The 23,219-nt window shown below is 60.7% G+C and carries 24 protein-coding genes and 4 tRNA genes; 7 read left to right on the forward strand and 21 right to left on the reverse strand.

All coding sequences use genetic code 11. From position 1 onward, the window contains the following. Nucleotides 1–903: 903 nt before the first annotated feature. The 18 genes from L1P09_RS18955 to L1P09_RS19040 form a co-directional block, all read right to left on the reverse strand. Nucleotides 904–979 (reverse strand) — tRNA-Lys (locus L1P09_RS18955). A 57-nt stretch (nt 980–1,036) separates the two neighbouring features. Continuing rightward, nucleotides 1,037–1,711, reverse strand: coding sequence for a 7-cyano-7-deazaguanine synthase QueC (gene queC, locus L1P09_RS18960; RefSeq protein ID WP_009684061.1), 675 nt, complete (start codon nt 1,709–1,711; stop codon nt 1,037–1,039). Between the two features lie 17 nt (nt 1,712–1,728). Beyond that, nucleotides 1,729–2,376 (reverse strand): 7-carboxy-7-deazaguanine synthase QueE, encoded by a 648-nt coding sequence (queE, locus tag L1P09_RS18965; protein WP_009684060.1) that lies wholly within the window; start codon nt 2,374–2,376, stop codon nt 1,729–1,731. Between the two features lie 168 nt (nt 2,377–2,544). Beyond that, nucleotides 2,545–3,348 (reverse strand): tol-pal system protein YbgF, encoded by an 804-nt coding sequence (gene ybgF, locus L1P09_RS18970; protein ID WP_054905833.1) that lies wholly within the window; start codon nt 3,346–3,348, stop codon nt 2,545–2,547. 6 nt (nt 3,349–3,354) lie between these two features. Further along, nucleotides 3,355–3,855, reverse strand: a complete 501-nt coding sequence (gene pal / locus L1P09_RS18975; RefSeq protein WP_029887416.1) for a peptidoglycan-associated lipoprotein Pal — start codon at nt 3,853–3,855, stop codon at nt 3,355–3,357. A gap of 54 nt (nt 3,856–3,909) precedes the next feature. Next, nucleotides 3,910–5,211, reverse strand: a complete 1,302-nt coding sequence (gene tolB / locus L1P09_RS18980; protein ID WP_009684057.1) for a Tol-Pal system beta propeller repeat protein TolB — start codon at nt 5,209–5,211, stop codon at nt 3,910–3,912. Further along, on the reverse strand, nt 5,208–6,317 hold the full coding sequence (tolA, locus tag L1P09_RS18985; RefSeq protein ID WP_054905832.1) for a cell envelope integrity protein TolA: 1,110 nt from the start codon (nt 6,315–6,317) through the stop codon (nt 5,208–5,210). Before tolA ends, tolB begins: the two co-directional genes overlap by 4 nt. Next, nucleotides 6,317–6,769 carry a protein TolR gene (gene tolR, locus L1P09_RS18990; protein ID WP_003254760.1) on the reverse strand — a complete coding sequence of 151 codons (453 nt, stop codon included), beginning with the start codon at nt 6,767–6,769 and terminating at the stop codon, nt 6,317–6,319. Before tolR ends, tolA begins: the two co-directional genes overlap by 1 nt. A 14-nt stretch (nt 6,770–6,783) precedes the next feature. Next, a complete protein-coding gene (gene tolQ / locus L1P09_RS18995; protein ID WP_009684054.1) occupies nt 6,784–7,479 on the reverse strand; it encodes a protein TolQ in 696 nt (231 codons plus the stop codon). 2 nt (nt 7,480–7,481) lie between these two features. Then, a complete protein-coding gene (gene ybgC / locus L1P09_RS19000; RefSeq protein ID WP_009684053.1) occupies nt 7,482–7,934 on the reverse strand; it encodes a tol-pal system-associated acyl-CoA thioesterase in 453 nt (150 codons plus the stop codon). Between the two features lie 125 nt (nt 7,935–8,059). Then, nucleotides 8,060–9,106 carry a Holliday junction branch migration DNA helicase RuvB gene (gene ruvB / locus L1P09_RS19005; RefSeq protein WP_029887414.1) on the reverse strand — a complete coding sequence of 349 codons (1,047 nt, stop codon included), beginning with the start codon at nt 9,104–9,106 and terminating at the stop codon, nt 8,060–8,062. Then, the gene (gene ruvA / locus L1P09_RS19010; RefSeq protein WP_235768001.1) at nt 9,103–9,720 is read right to left on the reverse strand and encodes a Holliday junction branch migration protein RuvA; all 618 of its coding nucleotides are present in this window, start codon (nt 9,718–9,720) and stop codon (nt 9,103–9,105) included. Before ruvA ends, ruvB begins: the two co-directional genes overlap by 4 nt. A 109-nt stretch (nt 9,721–9,829) precedes the next feature. Further along, nucleotides 9,830–10,354, reverse strand: a complete 525-nt coding sequence (ruvC, locus tag L1P09_RS19015; RefSeq protein WP_054905830.1) for a crossover junction endodeoxyribonuclease RuvC — start codon at nt 10,352–10,354, stop codon at nt 9,830–9,832. 188 nt (nt 10,355–10,542) lie between these two features. Continuing rightward, nucleotides 10,543–11,289, reverse strand: coding sequence for a YebC/PmpR family DNA-binding transcriptional regulator (locus L1P09_RS19020; RefSeq protein ID WP_235768002.1), 747 nt, complete (start codon nt 11,287–11,289; stop codon nt 10,543–10,545). A gap of 113 nt (nt 11,290–11,402) precedes the next feature. Beyond that, a complete protein-coding gene (gene aspS, locus L1P09_RS19025) occupies nt 11,403–13,178 on the reverse strand; it encodes an aspartate--tRNA ligase (RefSeq protein WP_029888030.1) in 1,776 nt (591 codons plus the stop codon). 93 nt (nt 13,179–13,271) lie between these two features. Next, complete coding sequence (locus tag L1P09_RS19030; RefSeq protein WP_054905827.1) at nt 13,272–13,493, reverse strand: FmdB family zinc ribbon protein; 222 nt, start codon at nt 13,491–13,493, stop codon at nt 13,272–13,274. A 92-nt stretch (nt 13,494–13,585) separates the two neighbouring features. Beyond that, the gene (locus tag L1P09_RS19035) at nt 13,586–13,915 is read right to left on the reverse strand and encodes a ribbon-helix-helix domain-containing protein (protein ID WP_009684046.1); all 330 of its coding nucleotides are present in this window, start codon (nt 13,913–13,915) and stop codon (nt 13,586–13,588) included. 297 nt (nt 13,916–14,212) lie between these two features. Next, a complete protein-coding gene (locus L1P09_RS19040) occupies nt 14,213–14,686 on the reverse strand; it encodes a Dps family protein (RefSeq protein WP_009684045.1) in 474 nt (157 codons plus the stop codon). 281 nt (nt 14,687–14,967) lie between these two features. Here L1P09_RS19040 and L1P09_RS26240 point away from each other — a divergent pair, with 281 nt between their 5' ends. After that, on the forward strand, nt 14,968–15,561 hold the full coding sequence (locus L1P09_RS26240; protein ID WP_054905826.1) for a cold-shock protein: 594 nt from the start codon (nt 14,968–14,970) through the stop codon (nt 15,559–15,561). 87 nt (nt 15,562–15,648) lie between these two features. On the opposite strand, the gene L1P09_RS19050 is transcribed toward L1P09_RS26240, so the two are convergent. Both L1P09_RS19050 and L1P09_RS19055 read right to left on the reverse strand, forming a co-directional pair. Further along, on the reverse strand, nt 15,649–15,855 hold the full coding sequence (locus L1P09_RS19050; protein ID WP_009684043.1) for a SlyX family protein: 207 nt from the start codon (nt 15,853–15,855) through the stop codon (nt 15,649–15,651). A gap of 1 nt (nt 15,856) precedes the next feature. Next, the gene (locus L1P09_RS19055) at nt 15,857–16,276 is read right to left on the reverse strand and encodes an HIT family protein (protein WP_054905825.1); all 420 of its coding nucleotides are present in this window, start codon (nt 16,274–16,276) and stop codon (nt 15,857–15,859) included. A gap of 690 nt (nt 16,277–16,966) precedes the next feature. Here L1P09_RS19055 and L1P09_RS19060 point away from each other — a divergent pair. The 3 genes from L1P09_RS19060 to L1P09_RS19070 all read left to right on the forward strand — a co-directional run bounded on the left by L1P09_RS19060 (nt 16,967) and on the right by L1P09_RS19070 (nt 21,099). Continuing rightward, entirely contained in the window at nt 16,967–18,250 is a 1,284-nt protein-coding gene (locus L1P09_RS19060) for an OprD family porin (protein WP_054905824.1), read from the forward strand. Nucleotides 18,251–18,409: 159 nt separating this feature from the next. Continuing rightward, on the forward strand, nt 18,410–20,125 hold the full coding sequence (locus L1P09_RS19065) for a proline--tRNA ligase (protein ID WP_009684040.1): 1,716 nt from the start codon (nt 18,410–18,412) through the stop codon (nt 20,123–20,125). 20 nt (nt 20,126–20,145) lie between these two features. Then, complete coding sequence (locus L1P09_RS19070) at nt 20,146–21,099, forward strand: hypothetical protein (RefSeq protein ID WP_009684039.1); 954 nt, start codon at nt 20,146–20,148, stop codon at nt 21,097–21,099. Between the two features lie 165 nt (nt 21,100–21,264). Here the strand turns inward: L1P09_RS19070 and dinB are convergent, their stop codons facing one another. After that, nucleotides 21,265–22,323, reverse strand: coding sequence for a DNA polymerase IV (dinB, locus tag L1P09_RS19075; protein WP_161892868.1), 1,059 nt, complete (start codon nt 22,321–22,323; stop codon nt 21,265–21,267). 221 nt (nt 22,324–22,544) lie between these two features. Between dinB and L1P09_RS19080 the strand changes: the two genes are divergently transcribed. From L1P09_RS19080 to L1P09_RS19090, 3 genes are all read left to right on the forward strand, one after another. Continuing rightward, nucleotides 22,545–22,621: transfer RNA gene (locus L1P09_RS19080), tRNA-Met, on the forward strand. Between the two features lie 135 nt (nt 22,622–22,756). Continuing rightward, nucleotides 22,757–22,833: transfer RNA gene (locus L1P09_RS19085), tRNA-Met, on the forward strand. A 121-nt stretch (nt 22,834–22,954) separates the two neighbouring features. Then, nucleotides 22,955–23,031 (forward strand) — tRNA-Met (locus tag L1P09_RS19090). Nucleotides 23,032–23,219 lie beyond the last annotated feature (188 nt).

Consider the following 23,219-nt stretch of genomic DNA (forward strand, 5'->3'; position numbering starts at 1 on the left):
GGTGCCCGCGTTACCAAACCCCGACTATCAAGAGAGATACGAATGGGTTGGAGCAGATATGCTTTCACCTTTCCTTAACGGCGCGAGCGGCAGGCAGCATAAGCCTCAACCCATGGTACACAGTCTATGTCCCGGTCGGAAGCTGACTTTAGCTGGAGGGTCAATATGACATGGCCGGACGCTTACCCAAGAAATTCTGATACCCAAGCTTCAAACGCCAGCGAGTTGGTGTTTTTCCGCTGCATAAGACTCCCCACATATCAGTTTTGCCATACGCCTACTCCCTGGCTTCACTTCGACCCATTGTAATCGGTCTGGGCCGTACAATTGCCCTATCAGAGTGGATCAATCCACTTCACCAAAGCGTGACCGGCTTAGAGAATAAATTCTACGGACCTCAGATAAGTATTTCTTGAGGCGCCCCTCCACCTGGTCTCGGCATTCTGACGCCCACAGTCAGTTGCCCCAGAGCCCAGCCGTGAACAAGCCATCCCTCATCCTCACATCTCCTCGCCAAATCCTCATTGGCGCGCTGATGGAGACAGTGGCATCAGTCAACGTCGTCGGGTCGTATAGGTGGAGCTGACACCTCACCTCTAACTGCGACTTTTTTGGCATACCGGAGCAGGTAGGGTTGTGCGTAGGCGAAAAACGATGACCTGCCTCAGCTATGAAGCTGTTTTGCATGGTTTTTCTTTGAGCAGTGGCCGCAGGTGGGCCAAGGGTTCAAGACGGATGCTTCCGCTGGCTGGGCCAACGAAAAAGCCCGCGAACCTGTGCAGGCTGCGGGCTATTTCATATCTACATCACGCTGAAGCGCGCCTAAGGGTCGCTCCAGACGGCTGCAAGACTAGACATGGCTGTGGCAAGCCCCGCTCTAGCACTCACGAACCGCTGTGAATATGGTGGGTCGTGTAGGATTCGAACCTACGACCAATTGGTTAAAAGCCAACTGCTCTACCAACTGAGCTAACGACCCGTTGGATGGCGCGTATAATACTGATTTCTAACGGGAAATCAATACCCTCTGATCAGTTCAAGCGTAGCGAGTCGGGTCGTCGACACCGGCAGCCCTGAAGCCATCGGCACGCAGGCGGCAGCTGTCGCACTTGCCGCAGGCACGCCCTTCATCGTCGGCCTGGTAGCAGGAAACAGTCAGGCTATAGTCCACGCCGCGGGCCATACCGGCCTGCACGATTTGCGCCTTGCTCATATTCTGCAGCGGCGCCTGGATCCGGAAGCCCTGCCCTTCAACCCCGGCCTTGGTCGCCAGGTTGGCCATGCGCTCGAACGCTTCGACGAACTCAGGGCGGCAATCCGGGTAGCCGGAGTAGTCCACGGCGTTCACGCCAATGAAGATATCACGCGCCTCCAGCACTTCAGCCCAACCCAGCGCCAGCGACAGGAACACGGTATTGCGCGCTGGCACATAGGTCACCGGAATACCTTCACCGGGGGTTTCCGGCACGTCGATGCTGCTGTCGGTCAAGGCCGAACCACCAATACCGTCCAGGTTCAAGCCAATGACCTTGTGCTCGACCACGCCCAAGTCGCGGGCCACGCGGGCGGCGGCGTTCAGCTCGGCGCGATGGCGCTGGCCGTAATCGAAGCTCATGGTATAGCAGCTGTAGCCGTCGGCCTTGGCCATGGCGACCACCGTGGCCGAGTCCAGGCCACCGGACAACAGGATGACTGCGCGTTTTTCTGTCATGTGTATTTACTCCTCAATCAACGCCCGGGTTCGTCGTTCCACAGCAGCTTGTGCAACTGCAGCTGGAAGCGCACGGGCAGGTTGTCGGCGACGATCCAGTCTGCCAGGTCGCTGGCGCTCACCTGATGATGGCTGGGTGAAAACAGCACTTCACCGGCACGCTCGGCCAGGTTGTACTGGATCAGCTTGGAAACTGCCCAGTCGTAATCCTCGCGGGAACAGATGACGAACTTGACCTGGTCGTTGCGGGTCAGCTGGTCGATGTTCGAATAGAGGTTACGGTGCGACTCTTCGGAACCTGGGGTCTTCAGGTCTACCACACGACTGACCCGGGTGTCGGTGCCGGCGATATCCAACGCGCCACTGGTCTCCAGCGACACCTCGTAGCCGGCATCGCACAGCCGCTGCAGCAGCGGCAGCGCATTCGGTTGGGCCAGCGGTTCGCCACCGGTGACACACACGTAGCGCGGCCTGAAGCCGGCCACTTGCTCAAGGATCGAATCGAGGGTACGAACGGTACCGCCACTGAATGCGTAGGCACTGTCGCAGTACTGGCAGCGCAGGGGGCAACCGGTGAGCCGCACGAATACCGTGGGCAGCCCAGCCGTTCGTGTTTCACCCTGCAAAGAGTAAAAGACTTCGGTGATGCGTAATGTGTCTTGCATGCTCGCCACGGGCGTGACAGCTAAACAGGCTGCCCGCCTCCGTCAGGCACTGCCGCGGACTCGACATCGCGTTATCCGCAGCAGCGTGTTTACGAAAAAAGGGCCGTGATTCTAACGAAAAAACCCGCGACTGGCGCGGGTTTATTTCAAACGCTACTGCAAAGGGCCTTAGAGCTTTTGCAGGTCACGCTGTGCCAATTGCGCGGCAGAGGTGCCGGGATACTGGGTGATGACCTGTTGCAGGATGCTCTTGACCTTGTCGGTGTGGCCCATGCGGCGCTCGACGTCGGCCAGCTTGTAAAGCGAGTCTGGCACCTTGCTGTGCTTGGGGTACTTTTGGCTGACCTGGGCAAACGCCTGGCTGGCGGCTTGCAAGTCACCCTTGGCCAGGTTCACCTCACCCAACCAGTACTGGGCATTGCCGGCGTACTGGCTGTTCGGGTATTTGCGCAGGAAGGCGGTGAACGCCTGGCTGGCCTTGTCGAAGTCTTTTTGCTTGATCAGGTCGAAAGCTGCATCGTAGTAAAGCTTCTCTTTCGCCGGATCACCGGGCTCGCTACTGGCGGCCGGTTGTTGCGCAGCAGCACCGGCTGCTGCACCGGAGGCGGCATTGGATGCACCACCGGAGGAATTGTCAGGGGTTGCGGCAGGTGCGGCACCACTGTTGATGCGACGGTCCAGGTCCTGGTATCGCTCCAGGTTTTCCTGCTTCATGCGCGACACATCGTTTTGCAGCTCTTCGATGATGCCTTGCTGGCGGGAAAGCTGGTCCTGCATCTGTTGCAGCTGCATGAACAGCTGGCCCTGTGCAGAGGCAGGGGCCGAAGCCCCCGACCCGGCATAGGCGCCGCTCGTGCCATAACCCGCGGGCGGATAACTGCCTGCGTTGTCATCTACTACAGGGACCTCAGCCCAGGCCGCGAGCGGCAGGCTGAGTGCGAGGACGGTTACTACACGGCGGCACATACGCATAAGAACTTACTTACGCAGTTCTACGCGACGGTTCTGAGCCCAGGACTGCTCGTCGTTGCCGGTAGCAACTGGACGCTCTTCGCCGTAGGAAACCACTTCCAGCTGAGCAGGGGAAACACCCTGCAGAACCAGGTAGCGCTGAACGGCTTTCGCACGACGCTCACCCAGAGCCATGTTGTACTCGCGGGTGCCGCGCTCGTCGGTGTTACCTTCCAGAACAACGCGGTTGCCGTTGGCTTTCAGGTCCTTGGCGTGAACGTCCAGAGCGCGCATGGCTTCTGGCTTCAGGTCCGAGCTGTCGTATTCGAAGTAGAAGGTGGTGATTGCGCGCAGGGCGGCTTCTTCGCTCAGGGAGCCGTCGACAGCGCCAGTGTTGGCACCGTAGCCAGCGTTAGGATCTACAGCAGCGCCTTCGCCTGCGTTGTCACCGCCCTTCGAGGAGCAACCTACAGCTACGGCCATGGCCAGAGCCAGCGCAGCAAATTTACCAAACTTCAGCATTTCCATCGTGAAACTCCTAATGAAACCCCAGTGTGTTAAGCAAAACGTATTACGCCGCAATCAGTTCAGGTAAGGGGACCAGGACGGTTCTCTGACTTCGCCTTGAGCGGTAGGAAGTGGGAGCCTCACGCGGCCATTAAGCGACACGAGCATCAAGACTCCCCGGCCCTGCTGGCGGGTGGCGTAGATTAGCATGGTGCCGTTTGGCGCAACAGTGGGAGACTCATCAAGACTTGTTTCCGAGAGAATCTTTACACTTCCGCGCTGCAAGTCCTGTGCCGCCACTTTGAAGTTGGTAAAGCCCTGCTGGCGATGAATCATCACCAGGGTTTTCTCGTCTGCCGAAAGTTTCGGGTTGGCGTTGTAGTTACCCACGAAGGTTACGCGCTCGGCCCCCCCCCCACTGACCGACTGTTTATAGATCTGCGGTTTGCCGCCCCGGTCGGAGGTGAAGTAAATGGTGTTGCCGTCTTTACCCCAGAACGGCTCGGTGTTGATACCAGGGCCGGCGGTTACGCGGCTGATCTGGCGCGAGGCCATGTTCATCACGTAGATGTCAGGGTTGCCGTCCTTGGACAGCACGAAGGCCAGGCGCGAACCGTCAGGCGACCAGGCTGGCGCGCCGTTCAGGCCCTCGAAGTTGGTCACCTGTTCGCGGCGGCCGGTATCGATGTTCTGCACGAAGATGCGCGGGCGCTTCTGTTCGAACGATACGTAGGCAATACGCTTGCCATCCGGTGCGAACCGCGGCGACAGGATAGGCTCGCGCGATTGCAGCAGGGTGACCGCACGTGCACCGTCGTAGTCCGAACGCTGCAGGGTGTAGCGGGTATTGTTGGTGGAGAAGCGCTCGGCAGTCACGTACAGCATGCGGGTCGAGAACGCACCCTTGATGCCGGTGAGCTTCTCGAACGACTGGTCTGCAATGTAGTGCGCCATGTCGCGCAACTGGTCGGTGCTGCCCGCCACGCTACCGGTCAGCACTTGCTGCTCGGTGGCGACGTTGAACAGCGCGTACTGGACCTGCAGGCGACCACCCGACGGCACGATGCTACCGACCATCACGTACTGGGCGCCCAGGGCTTTCCAGTCACGGAAGATCACTTCGCTGGCCTGCGACGGCTGGCTGATCATGTTCTGCCGCGGAATCGGTGAATAGTAGCCAGAGTTGCGCAGGTCGTTGCCGATGATGTCGGCAATGTCTTCAGGCAACACGCTACCGCCCTGCATACCGAACGGTACTACCGCGATGGGCGTGGCCCGGTCGCTGCCGCTGGTGACCAGGATGTTCTTTTCCTCTGCCACCGCCAAGCCTGCCACGCAGCAGAGCAAGACCAGCAGTCCTCTCAGACGTTTAATCACAACGCTAGATCCTCAGGTGTAAATGTCATCTTGAACGAACGATAACGGTTGAAATCGCTCGGCTTCATACCCTGCATCTCGGTCAAACGACCAATGTTCTTGACCGCAGCCACCGCCGAACTGTCGAACGGGCCGTCACCACTGGAACGGACCACGCTGACACTGGTAACGGTACCGTCCGGCAACATGCTTACCTGCAGGGTCACCGTCATGCCCTTGCGCGCGGAAGGCGGACGCGCCCAACCCTCGGCCGCGCGCATGCGGATCAGGTCGTCGAAATCGCCGGCCACCTGGTCACCTTGCTCGTCAGCCAGGGCCTGCTGCCGCTCGGTGGTATCGGACAACAGCTCGGCCAGGGCCTGGGCTTTCTTGTCTTCTGCCGCCTTGCGAGCCGCTTCCTGTGCCTTTTTCTTCTGGGCGTCTGCAGCGGCCTTCTTCTTGGCCTCTTCAGCTGCCTTCTTCTTCGCGTCCTCGGCCGCCGCTTTCTTTTTGGCGTCCTCGGCTGCTTTCTTCTTGGCCTCTTCGGCTGCCTTTTTCTTGGCGTCCTCGGCGGCTTGTTTCTTCGCCTCTTCAGCGGCCGCTTTCTTGGCCTCTTCTTCGGCTTTTTTCTTCGCTTCGTCCTCGGCCTTCTTCTTGGCGATGTCAGCCTGCTGCTTCTCGGCGGCTTTCTTCGCTTCGTCGGCCTTCTTGGCTTCGGCGGCTTGCTTGGCCTTGGCGGCTTCGGCGGCCTTGGCCGCGTCCTCGGCTTTTTTCGCCTCGGCGGCTTCGCGAGCCTCTTCGGCCTTTTGAGCGGCGTCGGCTTTCTTTTGTTCCGCAGCCTTGATGGCCTCCTGCTCGACCTTCTTCTGCTCCAGCTGCTCGACTTCAGTCTGGCGCGACGCGGTTTTCTTCGCTTCCCCGGCAATCTTCTGGTTGGTCTGGGTGGTCGCCTGGCTCTTGGACTTGAGCTGGTACAGGGTAGCCTGGACGATTGGCTTGGAAGGCGGCAGCTCAGGCGTCATGGCAAAACTGACGAACAGCAAGCCGAACACCAGCACATGCAGACCGATGGCCCAGACACTGGGCCAGAAGTAGCTTTCCGAGGCGGATGGCTCTCGCTGTTGCATCAGGGCGCCTCGGTAATCAGGCCAACGTTACCGACACCGGCCTTCTGCAACCCGCCCATGGCACCCATGACCGCGCCATAGTCGACCGCCTTGTCACCCCGAATGAATACCTGGGTCTGCTTGCCCTGGTCACGGCCGGCGGCAATGATCTTGGTCACGGCATCGGTCATGGCCGGCAGGGTCATGGCCTTGTCCATCTGCTTGTCGGTATCGACTTCGCTGCCGAGGTTCCAGTAATAGGTCTTGTCGGCCTTGATGGAGATGGTGAGGATCTGGACGTTGTTGTCCTGCGGCAAGGCTTCGCTGGAAACCTTGGGCAGGTCGACCTTCACGCCCTGGTTGAGCATGGGCGCCGTCACCATGAAGATGACCAGCAGCACCAGCATCACATCGATGTAGGGCACCACGTTCATCTCGGCAACGGGCTTGCGTTTGTGGCGAACTCGGGCCATGGGCTTCTACCTGATTACTCTTCGCTGGTGTGCACTTTACGGTGCAGGATCGCCTGGAACTCGTCGGCGAAGGTGTAGTAACGGCCGATCAGCACTTCGCTGCGCGCGGCAAAACGGTTGTAGGCAATGACCGCCGGAATGGCCGCGAACAGGCCGATGGCCGTAGCCACCAGGGCTTCGGCGATACCCGGGGCAACGGTGGCCAGGGTCGCTTGCTGGGCGCTGGCCAGGCCGCGGAAGGAGTTCATGATGCCCCATACGGTACCGAACAGGCCGATGTACGGGCTGGTGGAACCGACGGTGGCCAGGAACGGCAGGCTCTGCTCGAGCTTTTCTTCTTCGCGCGAGATGGCCACGCGCATGGCACGGCCCACGCCTTCCATGACCGCATCCGGGTCTACACCCGGCTGCTGGCGCAGGCGCGAGAACTCTTTGAAGCCAGCACGGAATACTTGCTCCACGCCTGAATCCGGGTCTGGGTTGCTGCCTGCCTGACGGTACAGCTTGGACAGGTCGATGCCCGACCAGAAGCGCTCTTCGAAGGCATCCAGCGCACGACGACCGGCGCGCAGCATGGCGCTGCGCTGGAAGATCATGATCCATGAGGTGACCGAGGCGGCCACCAGGGTCAGCATTACCAGCTGAACCACCACGCTGGCATTGCTGACCAGACTCCACATGGAGGTATGGTCGACGACGTTAGCTTCCACGCTTATTCTCCTGCGTTCGATTGATTACCCGAGCCGTCCGCCGCAAAAGCGTCGCGCAGCTGGGGGGGTATGGCTCGGGGTTTGAAAGTGTCAGCACGCACTGCGGCCACCAGGAACTGCCCCTCGCAGAGCAGCGTTTCATCGTTTTCGCGCCAAACCTGCTGGACGAAACGCAGGCTGGCGCGATTGAGTTCAAGTACTTGCGCGGTGACCCGCAGTTGGTCGTCCAGCCGCGCCGGCGCGTGGTAGCGCGCTTCGCTGGAATGGACCACGAACAGCAGATTGTCTTCGGCCAGTTGCGACTGGGAGAACCCCAGGTGCCGCAGGCGTTCGGTGCGCGCGCGCTCCATGAATTTCAGGTAGTTGACGTAATACACCACGCCACCGGCATCGGTATCCTCGTAATAGACGCGACAACGGTGTACGAACGGTTCCAGGCCATTTTGCGCGCGCATACTCTAGTGCTTACTCCTCGGCTTGCCAATCCGCTGTGGCAACTGTTTTTTCGTCATTAATGTCTTATTGCCAGCAACCATTCGGCGTGCCTGCGGTAGGACCACGAAAAGTCGGTTTCGATCTGTCATTCATCGCCCGGTTCCGAATAATCTGCGCCCTCCCCCAGGCGCCCTGGAATATTCAGACCGAAGTGCAGGTAGGCATGCCGTGTGACGACGCGGCCACGCGGCGTGCGCATGATGTAACCCTGTTGAATCAGGTAGGGCTCGAGTACGTCTTCGATGGTATGGCGCTCTTCGCTGATGGCCGCCGCCAGGTTGTCGACGCCCACCGGGCCGCCATCGAACTTCTCGATCATGGTCAGCAACAGGCGACGGTCGGAATGATCAAAACCGCGCTCGTCGACGTCCAGCAGGTTCAACGCCATGTCAGCCACGGCCTTGGTGATTTGGCCCTTGCCGCGCACCTCGGCGTAGTCACGCACGCGGCGCAGCAGGCGGTTGGCGATTCGTGGCGTGCCACGGGCGCGGCGGGCAATTTCGTAGGCACCCAGGTCCTCGATGGCCAGGCCAAGAATATTGGCCGAGCGGCTGACGATGGTGGCCAGGTCCTTGTCGCTATAGAACTCCAGGCGCTGGACGATGCCGAAGCGGTCACGCAACGGGTTGGTGAGCATCCCGGCACGGGTAGTTGCACCGACGAGGGTGAACGGCGGCAGGTCGAGCTTGATCGAACGGGCCGCTGGCCCTTCGCCGATCATGATGTCGAGCTGGAAGTCTTCCATGGCCGGGTACAGCACCTCTTCGACAACCGGCGACAACCGGTGGATCTCGTCGATGAACAGCACGTCGTGCGGTTCGAGGTTGGTCAGCATGGCCGCCAGATCACCCGGGCGCTCCAGAATCGGCCCAGAGGTGCTCTTCACCGAAACGCCCATTTCATGGGCGATGATGTTGGCCAGGGTGGTCTTGCCCAAGCCTGGGGGGCCGAAGATCAGCGTGTGGTCGAGCGACTCGCTGCGCCCGCGAGCAGCCTGGATGAACAACGACATCTGCTCGCGCACCACCGGCTGACCGATGTACTCGCTCAGGCTCAGCGGCCGGATCGCACGGTCCTGGACTTCTTCACGGTCGCGGCCACTGGCGGCGATCAGGCGGTCGGCTTCGATCACTTGGCAATCATCCCTTTCAGGCTGCGGCGGATCAGTTCTTCACTGCTCAAGCCGGCCTTGTCCTTGATTGCGGCAATCGCCTTGCTGGCTTCCTGCGGCTTGTAGCCCAGCGAGACCAGGGCACTGACTGCATCGGCCTCGGCGCTTGATGCGCTGGCGGCCGGCAACGGCCCATCCGACACCAGGGTAAACATGGCCGGCGAGGTTTCCCAGGCATTGAAGCGGTCCTTGAGTTCGACCAGCAGGCGTTCGGCGGTTTTCTTGCCGACCCCCGGCACGCGTACCAGGGCCGAAGTATCCTGGGCCTGCACGCAACGTACCAGCTCGTCGACCTCCAGCCCGGACATCAACGCCAGGGCCAGCTTGGGCCCTACGCCGTTCAGGCGGATCAACTCGCGGAACAGCTCGCGCTCGCGCTTTTCGGCAAAACCATAGAGCAGGTGGGCGTCTTCGCGCACCACCAGATGGGTATGCACAGTGACGGTTTCGCCCACTTTGGGCAGACGGTACAGCGTGGTCATGGGCACTTCGAGTTCGTAGCCCACGCCATTGACGTCGATAATCAGGTGCGGCGGCTGTTTTTCCGCCAGGGTGCCGCGCAAACGTCCAATCACGTTCCGATCCTTCCTCTCGGGGAGCCGGTCAACGACCGCTCAACCCTATCAGCAAATGCGGCGGGTGAATGCTTCACCCGGACAAATTTTGTATCTGCGCATGAAGCGCTCAAAGACGCAAGCGCCCGCCGCGTCGCCGTGCGGTGGCCAGGCCATGGGGCACCAGGCTGGAGCGGGTATGGGCATGGCACAGGGCAATGGCCAGCGCATCGGAGGCATCGATCTGCGGCTTTTGCGTCAGTTTCAGCAGGTGCATGACCATCATCATCACCTGTTCCTTGTTGGCCCCACCGGTGCCGGCCACGGCTTGCTTGACCTGAGTGGCGCTGTATTCAGCGATTTCCAGGCCGGCTTCGGCAGCGGCAACGATAGCGGCGCCGCGCGCCTGGCCGAGCTTCAGCGCCGAGTCGGCGTTGCGGGCCATGAACACCCGCTCGATGCCCATGGTTACCGGGCCGTGCTGGGTGATGATTTCACTGACACCACGAAAAACGATCTGCAGCCGCTCGTGCAGCTCGCCGCTGCCGGTGCGGATACAACCCGACGCCACGTACTGGCAACCACGGGCGGTCTGGCGGACGACGCCGTAGCCGGTGATTCGCGAGCCGGGGTCGATACCTAGAATCAGAGTCATAGTGCCTGTCGTAAAAAACTAACGTTGCAAGACCATAGGGGCCGCTGCGCGGCCCATCGCCGGCAAGCCAGCCCCCACAGGTACAGCACAAGCTTCAAGAAAAGCGCGGTACCTGTGGGAGCTGGCTTGCCGGCGATGGGCTGCACAGCAGCCCCAATAGCAGCCTTGACTCGGCGAGTCTGCAGACCTTAGCCGAGGTTTTCCATGATCTCGTCGGAAATCTGGGCGTTGGAGTAGACGTTCTGCACGTCATCCAGGTCTTCGAGCATGTCGATCAGCTTGAGCACCTTCTCGGCACCCTCGTGGTCAAGTTCGGCACTGGTGGTCGGCTGCATGACGATTTCCGCGTCAGCGGCCTTGAAGCCGGCCTCTTCGAGGGCGTTACGCACGGCATATAAACTGTTGAACGAGGTGAATACCTCGAACGAACCGTCCTCGTTGGCTACCACGTCGTCGGCATCGGCCTCCATCGCCGCTTCCATCAACGCGTCTTCGTCCACGCCCGGCGCAAAGCTGAGCTGCCCCTTGCGCTCGAACAGGTAGGCCACCGAGCCATCGGTACCGAGGTTGCCGCCACACTTGGTAAAGGCATGGCGCACGGCGGCGGCGGTCCGGTTGCGGTTGTCGGTCATGGCTTCGACCATGATCGCCACGCCACCCGGGCCATAACCTTCGTAGCTGAGCTCTTCGACGTTGTCGCTTTCGTTGGTGCCCGCACCACGGGCCACGGCGCGGTCGATGATGTCGCGGCTCATGTTGGCGCCCAGGGCCTTGTCCAGCGCCAGGCGCAGGCGCGGGTTGGATGCCGGGTCAGGGCCGCCCTGCTTGGCAGCGACCGTCAGTTCGCGGATCCACTTGGTGAAGACCTTGCCTCTCTTGGCATCCTGGCGCTCTTTGCGGTGCTTGATGTTCGCCCACTTGGAATGACCAGCCATAACGACTCCGTTTTCCTTGAATCACAAACAGCCCCGCCCCATGACGGGGCGGGACGGGAAAATGCCTGCGCCGAAACGCAAAGGCGCATCCATGTGGATGCGCCCGGGACTGCTTATTCGACCTTGGTCTGTTCACGCAGTCGGATGTGCAGCTCGCGCAGGGCCTTGGCGTCGACCAGGCCAGGGGCCTGGGTCATGACACACGCGGCGCTCTGGGTTTTCGGGAAGGCAATCACTTCACGAATCGACTGGGCGCCAGTCATCAGCATGACCAGGCGGTCCAGGCCGAAGGCCAGGCCACCGTGAGGCGGTGCACCGAACTTCAGGGCGTCGAGCAGGAAGCCGAATTTCTCTTCCTGTTCTTCGGCTTCGATACCCAGCAGGCGGAACACGGCCTGCTGCATCTCTTTGCGATGGATACGGATCGAACCGCCACCCAGCTCGGTACCGTTCAGCACCATGTCGTAGGCACGCGACAGCGCGGTAGCCGGGTTGGCCTCGAGCTCCTGCGGGGTGCACTTCGGCGCGGTGAACGGGTGGTGCAGCGCGGTGAAGCTGCCGTCTTCGTTCTCTTCGAACATCGGGAAGTCGACGACCCACATCGGTGCCCACTCGCAGGTCAGCAGCTCGAAGTCGTGGCCCAGGCGGATACGCAGCGCGCCCAGCGCTTCGCTGACCACCTTGAACTTGTCGGCACCGAAGAACACGATGTCGCCGTCTACGGCGCCAACGCGGTCGAGGATGGTGTTGAGGTTGGCCTCGGGGATGTTCTTGACGATCGGCGACTGCAGGCCTTCGACACCCTTGGCGCGCTCGTTGACCTTGATGTAGGCCAGGCCCTTGGCACCGTAGATGCCGACGAACTTGGTGTACTCGTCGATCTTGCTGCGCGGCATGCTGGCGCCGCCTGGCAGGCGCAGGGCGGTTACACGGCACTTCGGATCGTTGGCCGGGCCGGCGAACACCTTGAAGTCGACATCCTTGAGCTGGTCGGCAACGTCAACCAGTTCCAGCGGGTTACGCAGGTCTGGCTTGTCGGAACCGTAGCGGCGCATGGCTTCTTCGAAGGTCATGTGCGGGAATTCGCCGAATTCCAGGTCGAGCACTTCCTTGAACAGCTTGCGGATCATGCTTTCGGTCAGGCCCATGATCTCGTTTTCATCGAGGAAGCTGGTCTCGATGTCGATCTGGGTGAATTCCGGCTGGCGGTCGGCACGCAGGTCTTCGTCACGGAAGCACTTGGCGATCTGGTAGTAACGGTCGAAGCCGGCCACCATCAGCAACTGCTTGAACAGCTGTGGCGACTGCGGCAGGGCGAAGAAGCTACCGGCGTGGGTACGGCTAGGCACCAGGTAGTCGCGCGCGCCTTCCGGGGTTGCACGGGTGAGGATTGGGGTTTCGACGTCGAGGAAGCCATTTTCGTCAAGGAAGCGACGGATGCTGCTGGTGATGCGCGAGCGCAGGCGCAGCTTGTCGGCCATTTCCGGGCGACGCAGGTCGATGAAGCGGTAGCGCAGGCGGGTTTCTTCGCCGACGTCGGAGTACTCGTTCAGCGGGAACGGTGGCGTTTCTGCTTCGTTGAGCACGGTCAGCTGGTAGCCGAGGATTTCGATGGCACCGGACGCCATGTTGGCATTCACTGCACCCTCAGGGCGCTTGCGAACCTTACCGGTCAGCTGCACGACGTATTCGCTGCGCACGCGGTCGGCAGCGGCGAAAGTTTCGGCGCGATCCGGGTCGAACACGACCTGGGCCATGCCTTCGCGGTCACGGATGTCGAGGAAGATCACCCCGCCGTGGTCGCGGCGCCGATGGACCCAGCCGCAAAGGGTGACTTCCTGGCCGTCCAGGCTCTCGTTCAGTTGGCCGCAATAATGGCTGCGCATCATGATGGTGGTTTCGCTTCTCGTGATTCGTGTATTCGGTGGAGGCCTTGGCCGCCCGGAGGGCTAATACTGCAAGACCCGGTCACAGCATTCAACTCAGTCGGCCTTGTCGCCGCCTGCCAGATTCTTTTTCGCCCCGGTCTTGAAGTCGGTTTCGTACCAACCAGTACCGCTCAGGCGGAAGCCTGGGACCGACAGCAGCTTCTTCAGCGCTGGCGCCTGGCAGGCCGGGCAATCGGTCAGCGGCGCGGCGCTGACCTTCTGCAGCACTTCCATACGGTGCTCGCAGGATGCACATTGATAGTCATACAGGGGCATGGGTGTCTCTCGTCAACCAAAACGCTGGCTGCGGGGGCAGCAAAAAGCGGGATTATATATGGTTAGCAAGCACTGCGCAGCCCGCCAGGCGATCAGCGCGCACTTGGCGGGTTCTGCAGCCACGCCACGCAGATGACCCGGATCAGGCCGCTGAAGTTGCGCACGCCACCCTGGCGCAGGTGGATCTCACGGTCAACGTAGGACAGCACCGCACTGACCGAGCAACGGTTGGCGGCGGCAATGCGCTCGAGGATCTGCCAGTAGACGGCCTCCAGGCGCAGGCACGTGGAAAAGCCGTTGAGGCGCACGGAGCGCGACACCGGCTGGATCTGCAACATGTCGAAATCCGCCTTGAACGGATCGATGCACGGTTTCCCCGGCCAACGCCCCTGGCCATTCACACGCTTGCTCGCTTGCATCATGCGCCACACTTCCTCGTCACAGGTACCAGGTGGCCTATGAAGCGCTGATGGGCGCGGTTAAAGCAGCGGCAAAGTGTTCCTGCACAAACACTGATTGTCATGCACGACGCGACCCCTGTGGGAGCGGGCGAGCCCGCGAACACCGGCGTAGCCGGTGCCAGCCACCGCGCTGGATTCTTCGCGGGCACGCCCGCTCCCACAGGGTCCGCATCGTGCTTATGAATCGAGTTCTCTGCGCGACAGCGCAGCCCGTAGGGCTGTGTTATCTCCCACAGGGTTATGTGACAGCCTGGGTAATTATTTGCCGTCGAGCAAAACCCGCAGCATCCACGCGGTCTTCTCGTGCACCTGCATGCGCTGGGTCAGCAGGTCGGCTGTCGGCTCGTCACTGACCTTGTCGACTACCGGGAAAATACTGCGCGCCGTGCGCACCACAGCCTCCTGCCCTTGCACCAACTGGCGGATCATCTCTTCCGCAGCGGGTACCCCTTCCTCCTCCTTGATGGACGAGTGCCGGGCATAGAATGCGTACGACCCCGGCGCGGGGAAGCCCAGGGCCCGGATGCGCTCGGCGATGGAATCCACCGCCAGCGCCAATTCGTTGTACTGCTCTTCGAACATCAGGTGCAGGGTGCGGAACGACGGCCCTGTGACGTTCCAGTGAAAGTTATGGGTTTTCAGATACAGCACGTAGGTATCCGACAACAAGCGGGACAGCCCATCAACGATGGATTTGCGATCTTCTTCACTGATACCGATATCGATTGCCATGAAGTTCCCCTTTGCATAAGGCTTGAGACTCAAGCGGGCGACGACCACTGTAGCAATACTTGGCGCCTGTCGCATGTGACATGGCGCAACACATCGCCCGCCGGGCGGCCTGCGGTTTGAGTAGCCTGCGGCTTTACTGTTAAATAGGCAGCGTGCCACCCGTGCGGACTGTTATTGCCGGGTGCATAGGCTGGCCTGCCACGTGTTTGCGCTCTACACCTCATGCGCACCGTGCTGCCCGCTCTTCCTGTGATCGGCCTTATCAACTGTGAGCCAACCCCATGTTCAAGATCGTCCATCTGGTGACGGGCGTGGCAGCTTTGCTGCTATCGCTCATACCCAGCCTGAAAACCGAAGCAACCCCCTTCCTCCTGCAACCCGACGCGGTCTACCTGGCACTGCTTGGCCTGCTCAACCTGGTCCTGGCGCCAGTCGTGCCCCTGTATTACCGAGGCGCGCGCCAGCAACTGCAGCACCTGGCCTGCGCCTTGCTGGTAGTTGCCGTGGTGCTACAGACCCTGACGCTGCTGGCCCGCCCGGAAATGGGCAACCTGGCAGCACTGGTCTGCGCCACGCTGGCCGTCGCCCTGCACCTGGCCGTGGGCTTTGCGCGCAGCCCGCGCAAGCCACGCAACAGCCAGCACACCGCCCCAGATACCGTTAACCGCGATACCGGCACCGTGAAGTGGTTCAATACGTCCAAAGGCTTTGGCTTCATTTCCCGTGATTCGGGTGATGATATCTTCGTGCACTTTCGCGCCATTCGCGGGGAGGGTCACCGCATCCTCGTCGAAGGCCAGCGCGTGGAATTCTCGGTGATGCACCGCGACAAAGGCCTGCAGGCCGAGGATGTGGTGGCCGTGACCCGCCGCTGATACCGCCAGCCCCAGCACGAATGCCCCACAGGCCTGACTACCGCCCTGTGGGGGCCCCTGCACCCGATCAGAACAGTGATCAGCGCATCAATAATGCGGCGGCGGCGCCTCGTCCCCTTCGCTACCGAATTGCCCCACCATCTCTTCATGACGCTTTATCAGCTCGGTCACCTGCAGCTGCAGGCGCTCGATCACCTTCGCCTGCTCTACCACCACATCATTCAATGCCTGGAGGGTGTCATCCTGGAACGCCTGGCGGGTTTCCAGTTCGATCATGCGCATTTCCAGTGACATGTCAGGCCTCCTGATAACCGGCCAGCCCCAGGTCGCGCACACGCTGGCGTACCGCCTGCAGTTGGGCATCGGTATAGGCCACTGGCGGGCACTTGCCCCAGACCGGGGCGGGCCAGGCAGCGTCGTCACGGCGGCGCACGATCACGTGCATGTGCAACTGGCTTACCACATTGCCCAAGGTTGCCACGTTCATCTTGTCGGCGCCGTAGCTGGCCTTCAACGCTTCTGCCAACAGGGTGGTCTCCTGCCACAGTTGCTGCTGCTCGTGCACATCCAAATCGAACAACTCACTCACCTCAGCACGCTTGGGCACCAGGATGAACCACGGGTAATTGGCATCCTTGCTCAGCAGCAGCTGGCACAGCGCAAGCTCCCCCAGCACCAGGGAATCCTGCTGCAGACGCGAATCGAGGACGAACACGGCATATCTCCTTAAGACAAAACGACCCGCATGGCGCGGAAAACATGGGTGGCAAGAATACCCTGCACAATCCCGGTAACACAGCGCTACTTTTCGCACCAAAATGAGGCCATCTACCCACCCCTCCCGCACCTGCCACCCCAAAAACGACTCTGGATGAACAAATGGCGGTAACACATTGACTTTTATGAGCGCGCTTTAAATTTTAATGATTCTCGAACTCAACAATACCTAAACGGCGCTCGACCCCGTGTTTACGGCACTTTCCGACCCTCGGTAGGGGGTTTTGTGAAAATTTCATGAACTGTTGCGAATTTTGAGCACGCTTGTTGCATTCCTTTCACGCCAAGTCGGCACGGCATCTGCAATGGCAGGTGTACGCGACAAATAACAACAGCGGCATTGGTTACCAGGGAGTTTCTTCAGCTGGCGTCGGTAGTTACCGATTCATGGCGGCTAAAGAAGCAGCGCTGGGGTTATACGGCCCTAAATTGGGGCGTGATTTGCGACATGGAAATACCTGAGCGCGACATGGTGGAAAAGTTCCGTAAAGAGTCTCTATCGCCATATCGCCAAGAACAGTCAGCGTGCTATACATTTTCGCCGACATTACAAGAAAGAGCTGCTCCATATAACTAAAACACTTGGACGCAGCGGTACTCTTCCTAAAAACCAAAGGAGCAAATCACGATGCGCGTGATGAAGTGGAGCATGATCGCCCTGGCCGTTACGGCAGGGACCTCGCAGTTGGCAATGGCCTCCGCACAAGATGAGTCCAAAGGTTTCATCGAAGACAGCAAGCTGAACGTCAAGACCCGCATGCTGTATTTCAGCCGTGACTTCCGCAACAACGCGCCTGGCAGCCAGAGCCGCGTGGAAGAAACCGGCCTTGGCTTCCTGGGCACCTTCGAATCCGGCTTCACCCAAGGCACCGTAGGCTTCGGCGTCGACGCCATCGGCATGCTCGGCCTGAAGCTGGACAGCGGCCGCGGCCGCGCCGGCACCGGCCTGTTCCCGACTGGCTCGGACGGTCGCTCGCAGGATGACTACTCGGAAGCGGGCGGCGCTGTGAAAATGCGCATCTCCAACACCGTACTGAAGTGGGGCGACCAGTTCACCGCACTGCCAGTATTCGCAACCGACGACAGCCGCTTGCTGCCAGAAGTTGCCGAAGGTGGTCTGATCACCAGCAACGAAATTGCCGGCCTCACCCTGCACGCCGGTCACTTCACCGCACTGAACGCCCAGGCTCAGACCTACCACGACAGCCTGCGGCTGACCGAGGCCAATGTCTTTGGTGGCACCTACGCCCTCTCCGACAACCTCAGCACCAGCGTTTACTACTCGCGCGTCGAAGACCACTTCCGCAAGTGGTACGGCAATATCAACTGGGCGCTGCCGATCAGCGACAAGCAAGGCCTGGTGTTCGACTTCAACATCTATGACACCAAGTCCATCGGCAACAACCTGACCGGTGCATTCGTCAGCAAGTCCGACGGCAGCAACGAACTGGACAACATCGCAGCCAGCCTCTCGGCCGCGTACAACGTCGGCGCCCACACCTTCACCCTGGCCTACCAGAAGGTCACCGGTGACGGCGACTACGCCTACGGTGTAGACGGTGGCGGCACGGTCTTCCTGGCCAACTCCGTGGCCCGTTCCGACTTCAACGCCGAAGACGAAAAATCCTGGCAGGCTCGCTACGACCTGAACTTCGCTGAGTTCGGCGTACCCGGCCTGAGCTTCATGACCCGCTATGTACGTGGTACCGGTGCAACCACCCGCACCACCGACAGCGGCAAGGAATGGGAACGCGACATCGACGTCAAGTACGTGATGCAGAGCGGCCCGGCCAAAGACCTGAGCTTCCGCGTCCGTCAAGCCACCTACCGTTCGGCCGATGGCGTTTACTACGGTTCGCCTTCGATCGACGAACTGCGCCTGATCGTGGAGTACCCGCTGAGCATCCTGTAAGCCTGGCTTGCAGTGCCCCGCACCTGAAAAGCCCGGCGACCTCGCCGGGCTTTTTCTTGGCTGACAAGCGTCACGCCCTGGGGCATCCTGTACGCCTTCGTTTCACCCCCGTACAATGCGGGGCTATTTCAACGTCTTAGGCAATCGACACGGCTAACCATGCGCACCAGTCAATATTTGCTCGCCACCCAGAAAGAAACCCCTGCCGATGCAGTGGTCATCAGCCATCAGCTCATGCTGCGTGCCGGCATGATCCGCAAACTGGCCTCCGGCCTGTACACCTGGCTGCCGATGGGCCTGCGGGTAATGCGTAAGGTCGAGGCCGTGGTACGTGAGGAAATGAACGCCGCCGGTGCCCTCGAAGTGCTGATGCCAAGCATCCAGCCCGCCGAGCTGTGGCAGGAGTCCGGCCGCTGGGAACAATACGGCCCGGAACTGCTGCGCCTCAAAGACCGCCATCAGCGTGACTTCTGTGTCGGCCCAACCCACGAAGAAGTGATCACCGACCTGGCCCGTAACGAGCTGTCCAGCTATAAACAGCTGCCGCTCAACATGTACCAGATCCAGACCAAATTCCGCGATGAAATCCGCCCGCGCTTCGGCCTGATGCGTGGCCGCGAGTTCATCATGAAAGACGCCTACTCGTTCCATGCCGACCAGGCTTCCTTGCAGGAAACCTATGACCGCATGCACCAGGCCTACAGCAACATATTCACGCGCCTGGGCCTGGACTTCCGCCCTGTGCAGGCCGACACCGGCTCGATCGGCGGCAGCTACTCGCATGAATTCCACGTACTGGCCGAGTCTGGCGAAGACGACGTGATCTTCAGCGACAGCTCCGACTACGCCGCCAACATCGAAAAGGCCGAGGCCATCCCACGGGAAACCGTGCGCCCTGCGCCTACTGAAGAGCTGCGCCTGGTCGATACGCCAAACGCCAAGACCATTGCTCAGCTGGTGGAAAACTTCGGCCTGCCGATCGAGAAAACCGTCAAGACCCTGATCGTGCGCGGCGCCGAAGAGGGCAAGCTGGTGGCCCTGATCGTTCGTGGCGACCACGAGCTGAACGAAATCAAGGCCACCAAGCTGGAGCAGGTTGCCGACCCGCTGGTAATGGCCACCGAAGCCGAACTGCGCGAGGCGATCGGTGCCGGCGCCGGCTCGCTGGGCCCACTGAACCTGCCGCTGGAATGCATCATCGACCGCTCGGTGGCGCTGATGAGCGACTTCGGTATTGGTGCCAACATCGATGACAAGCACTATTTCGGCGTGAACTGGGAGCGCGACCTGCCAGTGCCACAGGTAGCCGACCTGCGCAATGTGGTTGAAGGCGACCCGAGCCCGGACGGCCAAGGCACCCTGATCATCAAGCGTGGCATCGAAGTCGGGCATATCTTCCAGCTGGGCACCAAGTACAGCGAGGCGCTGAAGTGCCAGGTGCTGGGCGAGAACGGCAAGCCGGTCGTGCTGTCGATGGGTTGCTACGGCATCGGTGTATCGCGCGTGGTGGCAGCCGCCATCGAGCAGAGCTACGACGACAAAGGCATCATCTGGAACGACGCCCTGGCCCCGTTCCAGATCGCCCTGGTACCGCTGCGCTACGAAACCGAAGCGGTTCGCGAGGCAACCGACAAGCTGTACGCCGAACTGACCGCCGCCGGCTTTGAAGTACTGCTGGACGACCGTGACAAGAAGACCAGCCCCGGCATCAAGTTCGCCGACATGGAGCTGATCGGCATCCCGCACCGCATCGTGGTCAGCGATCGCGGCCTGGCCGAAGGCAACCTGGAGTACAAGCACCGCACCGAGCAGGACGCCCAGCCGTTGCCGCTCAATGAAGTGCTGACCTTCCTGCAGGCCCGCGTTCGCCGCTGATAACCAATGCACGAGTAATCATGTTCAAGCGAAGTACCTTTACCCGGGGGGGCGCTGCACTGTGCGGCGCCCTGCTCGTCAGCGGCTGCGCCAACCAGATGTCCCAGCGCAGCGACCATGAGGAGCGCGTGGAGCGCAAGCTGCTCGCCCACACCCTGCAGATCGATGTCGGCGAGCCGAAGGTGATGGAACTGCCGCAACGGCGTGTGCGCGTGCATGAGCAAAAGCGTTTCGAAGTGACCGAGTTCGAAGTCACCCGCCGCTATGATCGCTACACGCCTTACCAGCCCTGGCGGGAGATCTACGAGATCCCGCTGGGTGCGGTGGCCGTTGTGGCGGGGGTTGGCGCCAACGTGGTCAATGTCTTCGCCTTGGGCAACCTGCCGCAAAGCATGACCCACGACTGGCTCAGCTATGGAGTGGACGGCCTCAACCCGTTCATGAACGTAGCGTCCAATGGCCGCGCCCAGCAGAACCTCGCCGGGATCAGCGAAGTGCAGAAAAGCCAGCGTGAAGAATCCACCAGCATGCCGTGGAGCGAACGCTTGGTCGAGGTCAAGGCTGGCAAAATGACTCACGAGCTGACCACCGACCGTAGCGGCGTACTGCGCCTGAACCTGCTGGACAGCCCGTTTTCGGAGCAGAACCTCAACCACGTCGGCACCCTGCACCTGCAAGTGCTCGACGAGGACAACGGGGTCCGTGGCGACGCCAGCCTGCTGGTCAGCGCCACCCTGCGCAACAAGCTGCATGAGGCCCATGAGCTGATCTTCGATGACCTCGAAGATGACGATGTCAGCCAGTGGGTACACCGGGTCAAGCGCCTGTCCGAGCTGGGCCTTGAAGAAGAAGCCAGCGAAATGGAACAGAGCCTGATCGAGCTGACCCGCAACGACCCGGAGCTGCAGCAGGAGTTTCTGCAGTCGCTGACCAAGGCTACCGGGCGATTGGTGGCTGACCCGGGGGCGCAATAACCCGGCCTCTATCGCGATTACCCTGTAGGAGCGGCCTTGCGTCGCGATTACCCTGTAGGAGCGGCCTTGCGTCGCGATGGGCTGCGCAGCAGCCCCAGGCATTCGGCCTTGCTGCTTGAATTGCCGGGGCTGCTGCGCCGACCACCGCGGCGCAAGGCCGCTTCTTTATATAGGCGCAAACAGCTCCAGCTGTTCATGCGCCCCGCGCAGATCGCGCAACCTTACCCCTACCCCCAACAAACGCACCGGCTTGCCACCGCGGGCGAACGCCTGTCCCAGCAATTGCCGGTAACTTTCCAGGTCCCTGCCCGCCCCGGCCTGTTCCAGCGTGGTTTGGCTGAAGTCATGGAACTTGACCTTGACGAAGGGTTTCTCTGGCCGGTAACTGCTGTCCATGCGGGCGATGCGTTCGTTCAGGCTTTCCAGCAGCTCCGGCAAACGCGCCAGGCAACTGGCCAAGTCCGGCAGGTCGGTGTCGTAGGTATTTTCCACGCTGACCGACTGGCGCCGGCTATCGTTGTGCACCGCACGCTCGTCAATACCTCGCGCCAGCCCCCACAACCGCTCACCGAAACTGCCGAACTCGCGCACCAGCGCCAGGCGCGACCAGTCACGCAGTTGCAGGCAGGTTTCGATACCCAGGCGCGTCAGTTTGTCTGCCGTGACTTTGCCCACGCCGTGCAGCCTGGCCACTGGCAAGGCCGCAACGAATGCCTCGACCTCATCGGGGGTAATCACGAACAGCCCGTTGGGCTTGCGCCAGTCGCTTGCGATCTTGGCCAGGAACTTGTTTGGCGCCACCCCCGCCGACACGGTGATATGCAGGGTACGCGCGACTCGCCGGCGAATATCCTCGGCAATACGGGTAGCGCTGCCCGAATACCATTGGCTGTCGCTGACATCCAGGTAGGCCTCGTCCAACGACAAGGGCTCGATCAGCTCGGTGTAGTCACGAAAGATGGCATGAATTTCCCGCGAGGCTTCGCGATAGGCCTCGAAACGCGGCTTGACGATCAACAAGTCCGGGCACAGTTTCAGCGCGTGGCGCGATGCCATGGCCGAGCGCACACCGTAGGCACGCGCTTCATAATTACAGGTGGCGATCACACCACGGCGCTCTGCCGAGCCGCCCACTGCCATGGGCCGCCCGGCCAGGCGCGGGTCGTCACGCATCTCGATCGCGGCATAGAAGCAATCGCAGTCAACGTGGATGATCTTGCGCAAAGACATGGATGACCGTCAGCACTGTAAATTCATACAGATAGTATCGCATAGGGCCGCCCGTTCAACAGCTGACCCGCATGCCCACGCGATAATCGGCCTGAAAGGCCCGCCGCGCCTGAGCCGCATGCAGGTGTGATGCGCTAAGGGTTTGAACAAAAAAGGTTTTTTCAAAACAATTGCTTGACACCAGCGCGCAAATCCGTAGAATTCGATCTCACAGGCGCGGGATGGAGCAGCCTGGTAGCTCGTCGGGCTCATAACCCGAAGGTCGTCGGTTCAAATCCGGCTCCCGCAACCAGTTTCGAGAAAAGGCCACTGTTCACGCAGTGGCCTTTTTCTTTGCCCATGAAAAAGCGATTTTTCAAAAAGTCTCGGTAAATCAAAAAGTAGCGCTTGACACACACGCTGCAAACTGTAGAATTTGCCCCACTGACGCGGGATGGAGCAGCCTGGTAGCTCGTCGGGCTCATAACCCGAAGGTCGTCGGTTCAAATCCGGCTCCCGCAACCAGATTCAAGATAAGGCCACTGTAAACACAGTGGCCTTTTTCTTTGCGCTTGAAAAAGGTCTCGAGCCGGAGCGTGAAAACACTTGACACCAGACCGGCAAACTGTAGAATGCGCACCTCTGACGCGGGATGGAGCAGCCTGGTAGCTCGTCGGGCTCATAACCCGAAGGTCGTCGGTTCAAATCCGGCTCCCGCAACCATATTCGTCAGAACAAACCCCGCCTGTGTAACAGCAGCGCGGGGTTTGTTGCGTTTGTCTCCTGCCACTCGTATGCCCGGGTCTACCGACCCAACCTGCGGTGTTGAGGGCTCATCCTCTGGATGAACTATCTTTAACGCTGCCGGACGACTGCAAGTCATGTTGTCCGGAGTAATATCCGGATACGTT

Source organism: Pseudomonas juntendi, assembly GCF_021560075.1.
GTDB classification, from domain to species: Bacteria; Pseudomonadota; Gammaproteobacteria; order Pseudomonadales; family Pseudomonadaceae; genus Aquipseudomonas; species Aquipseudomonas juntendi.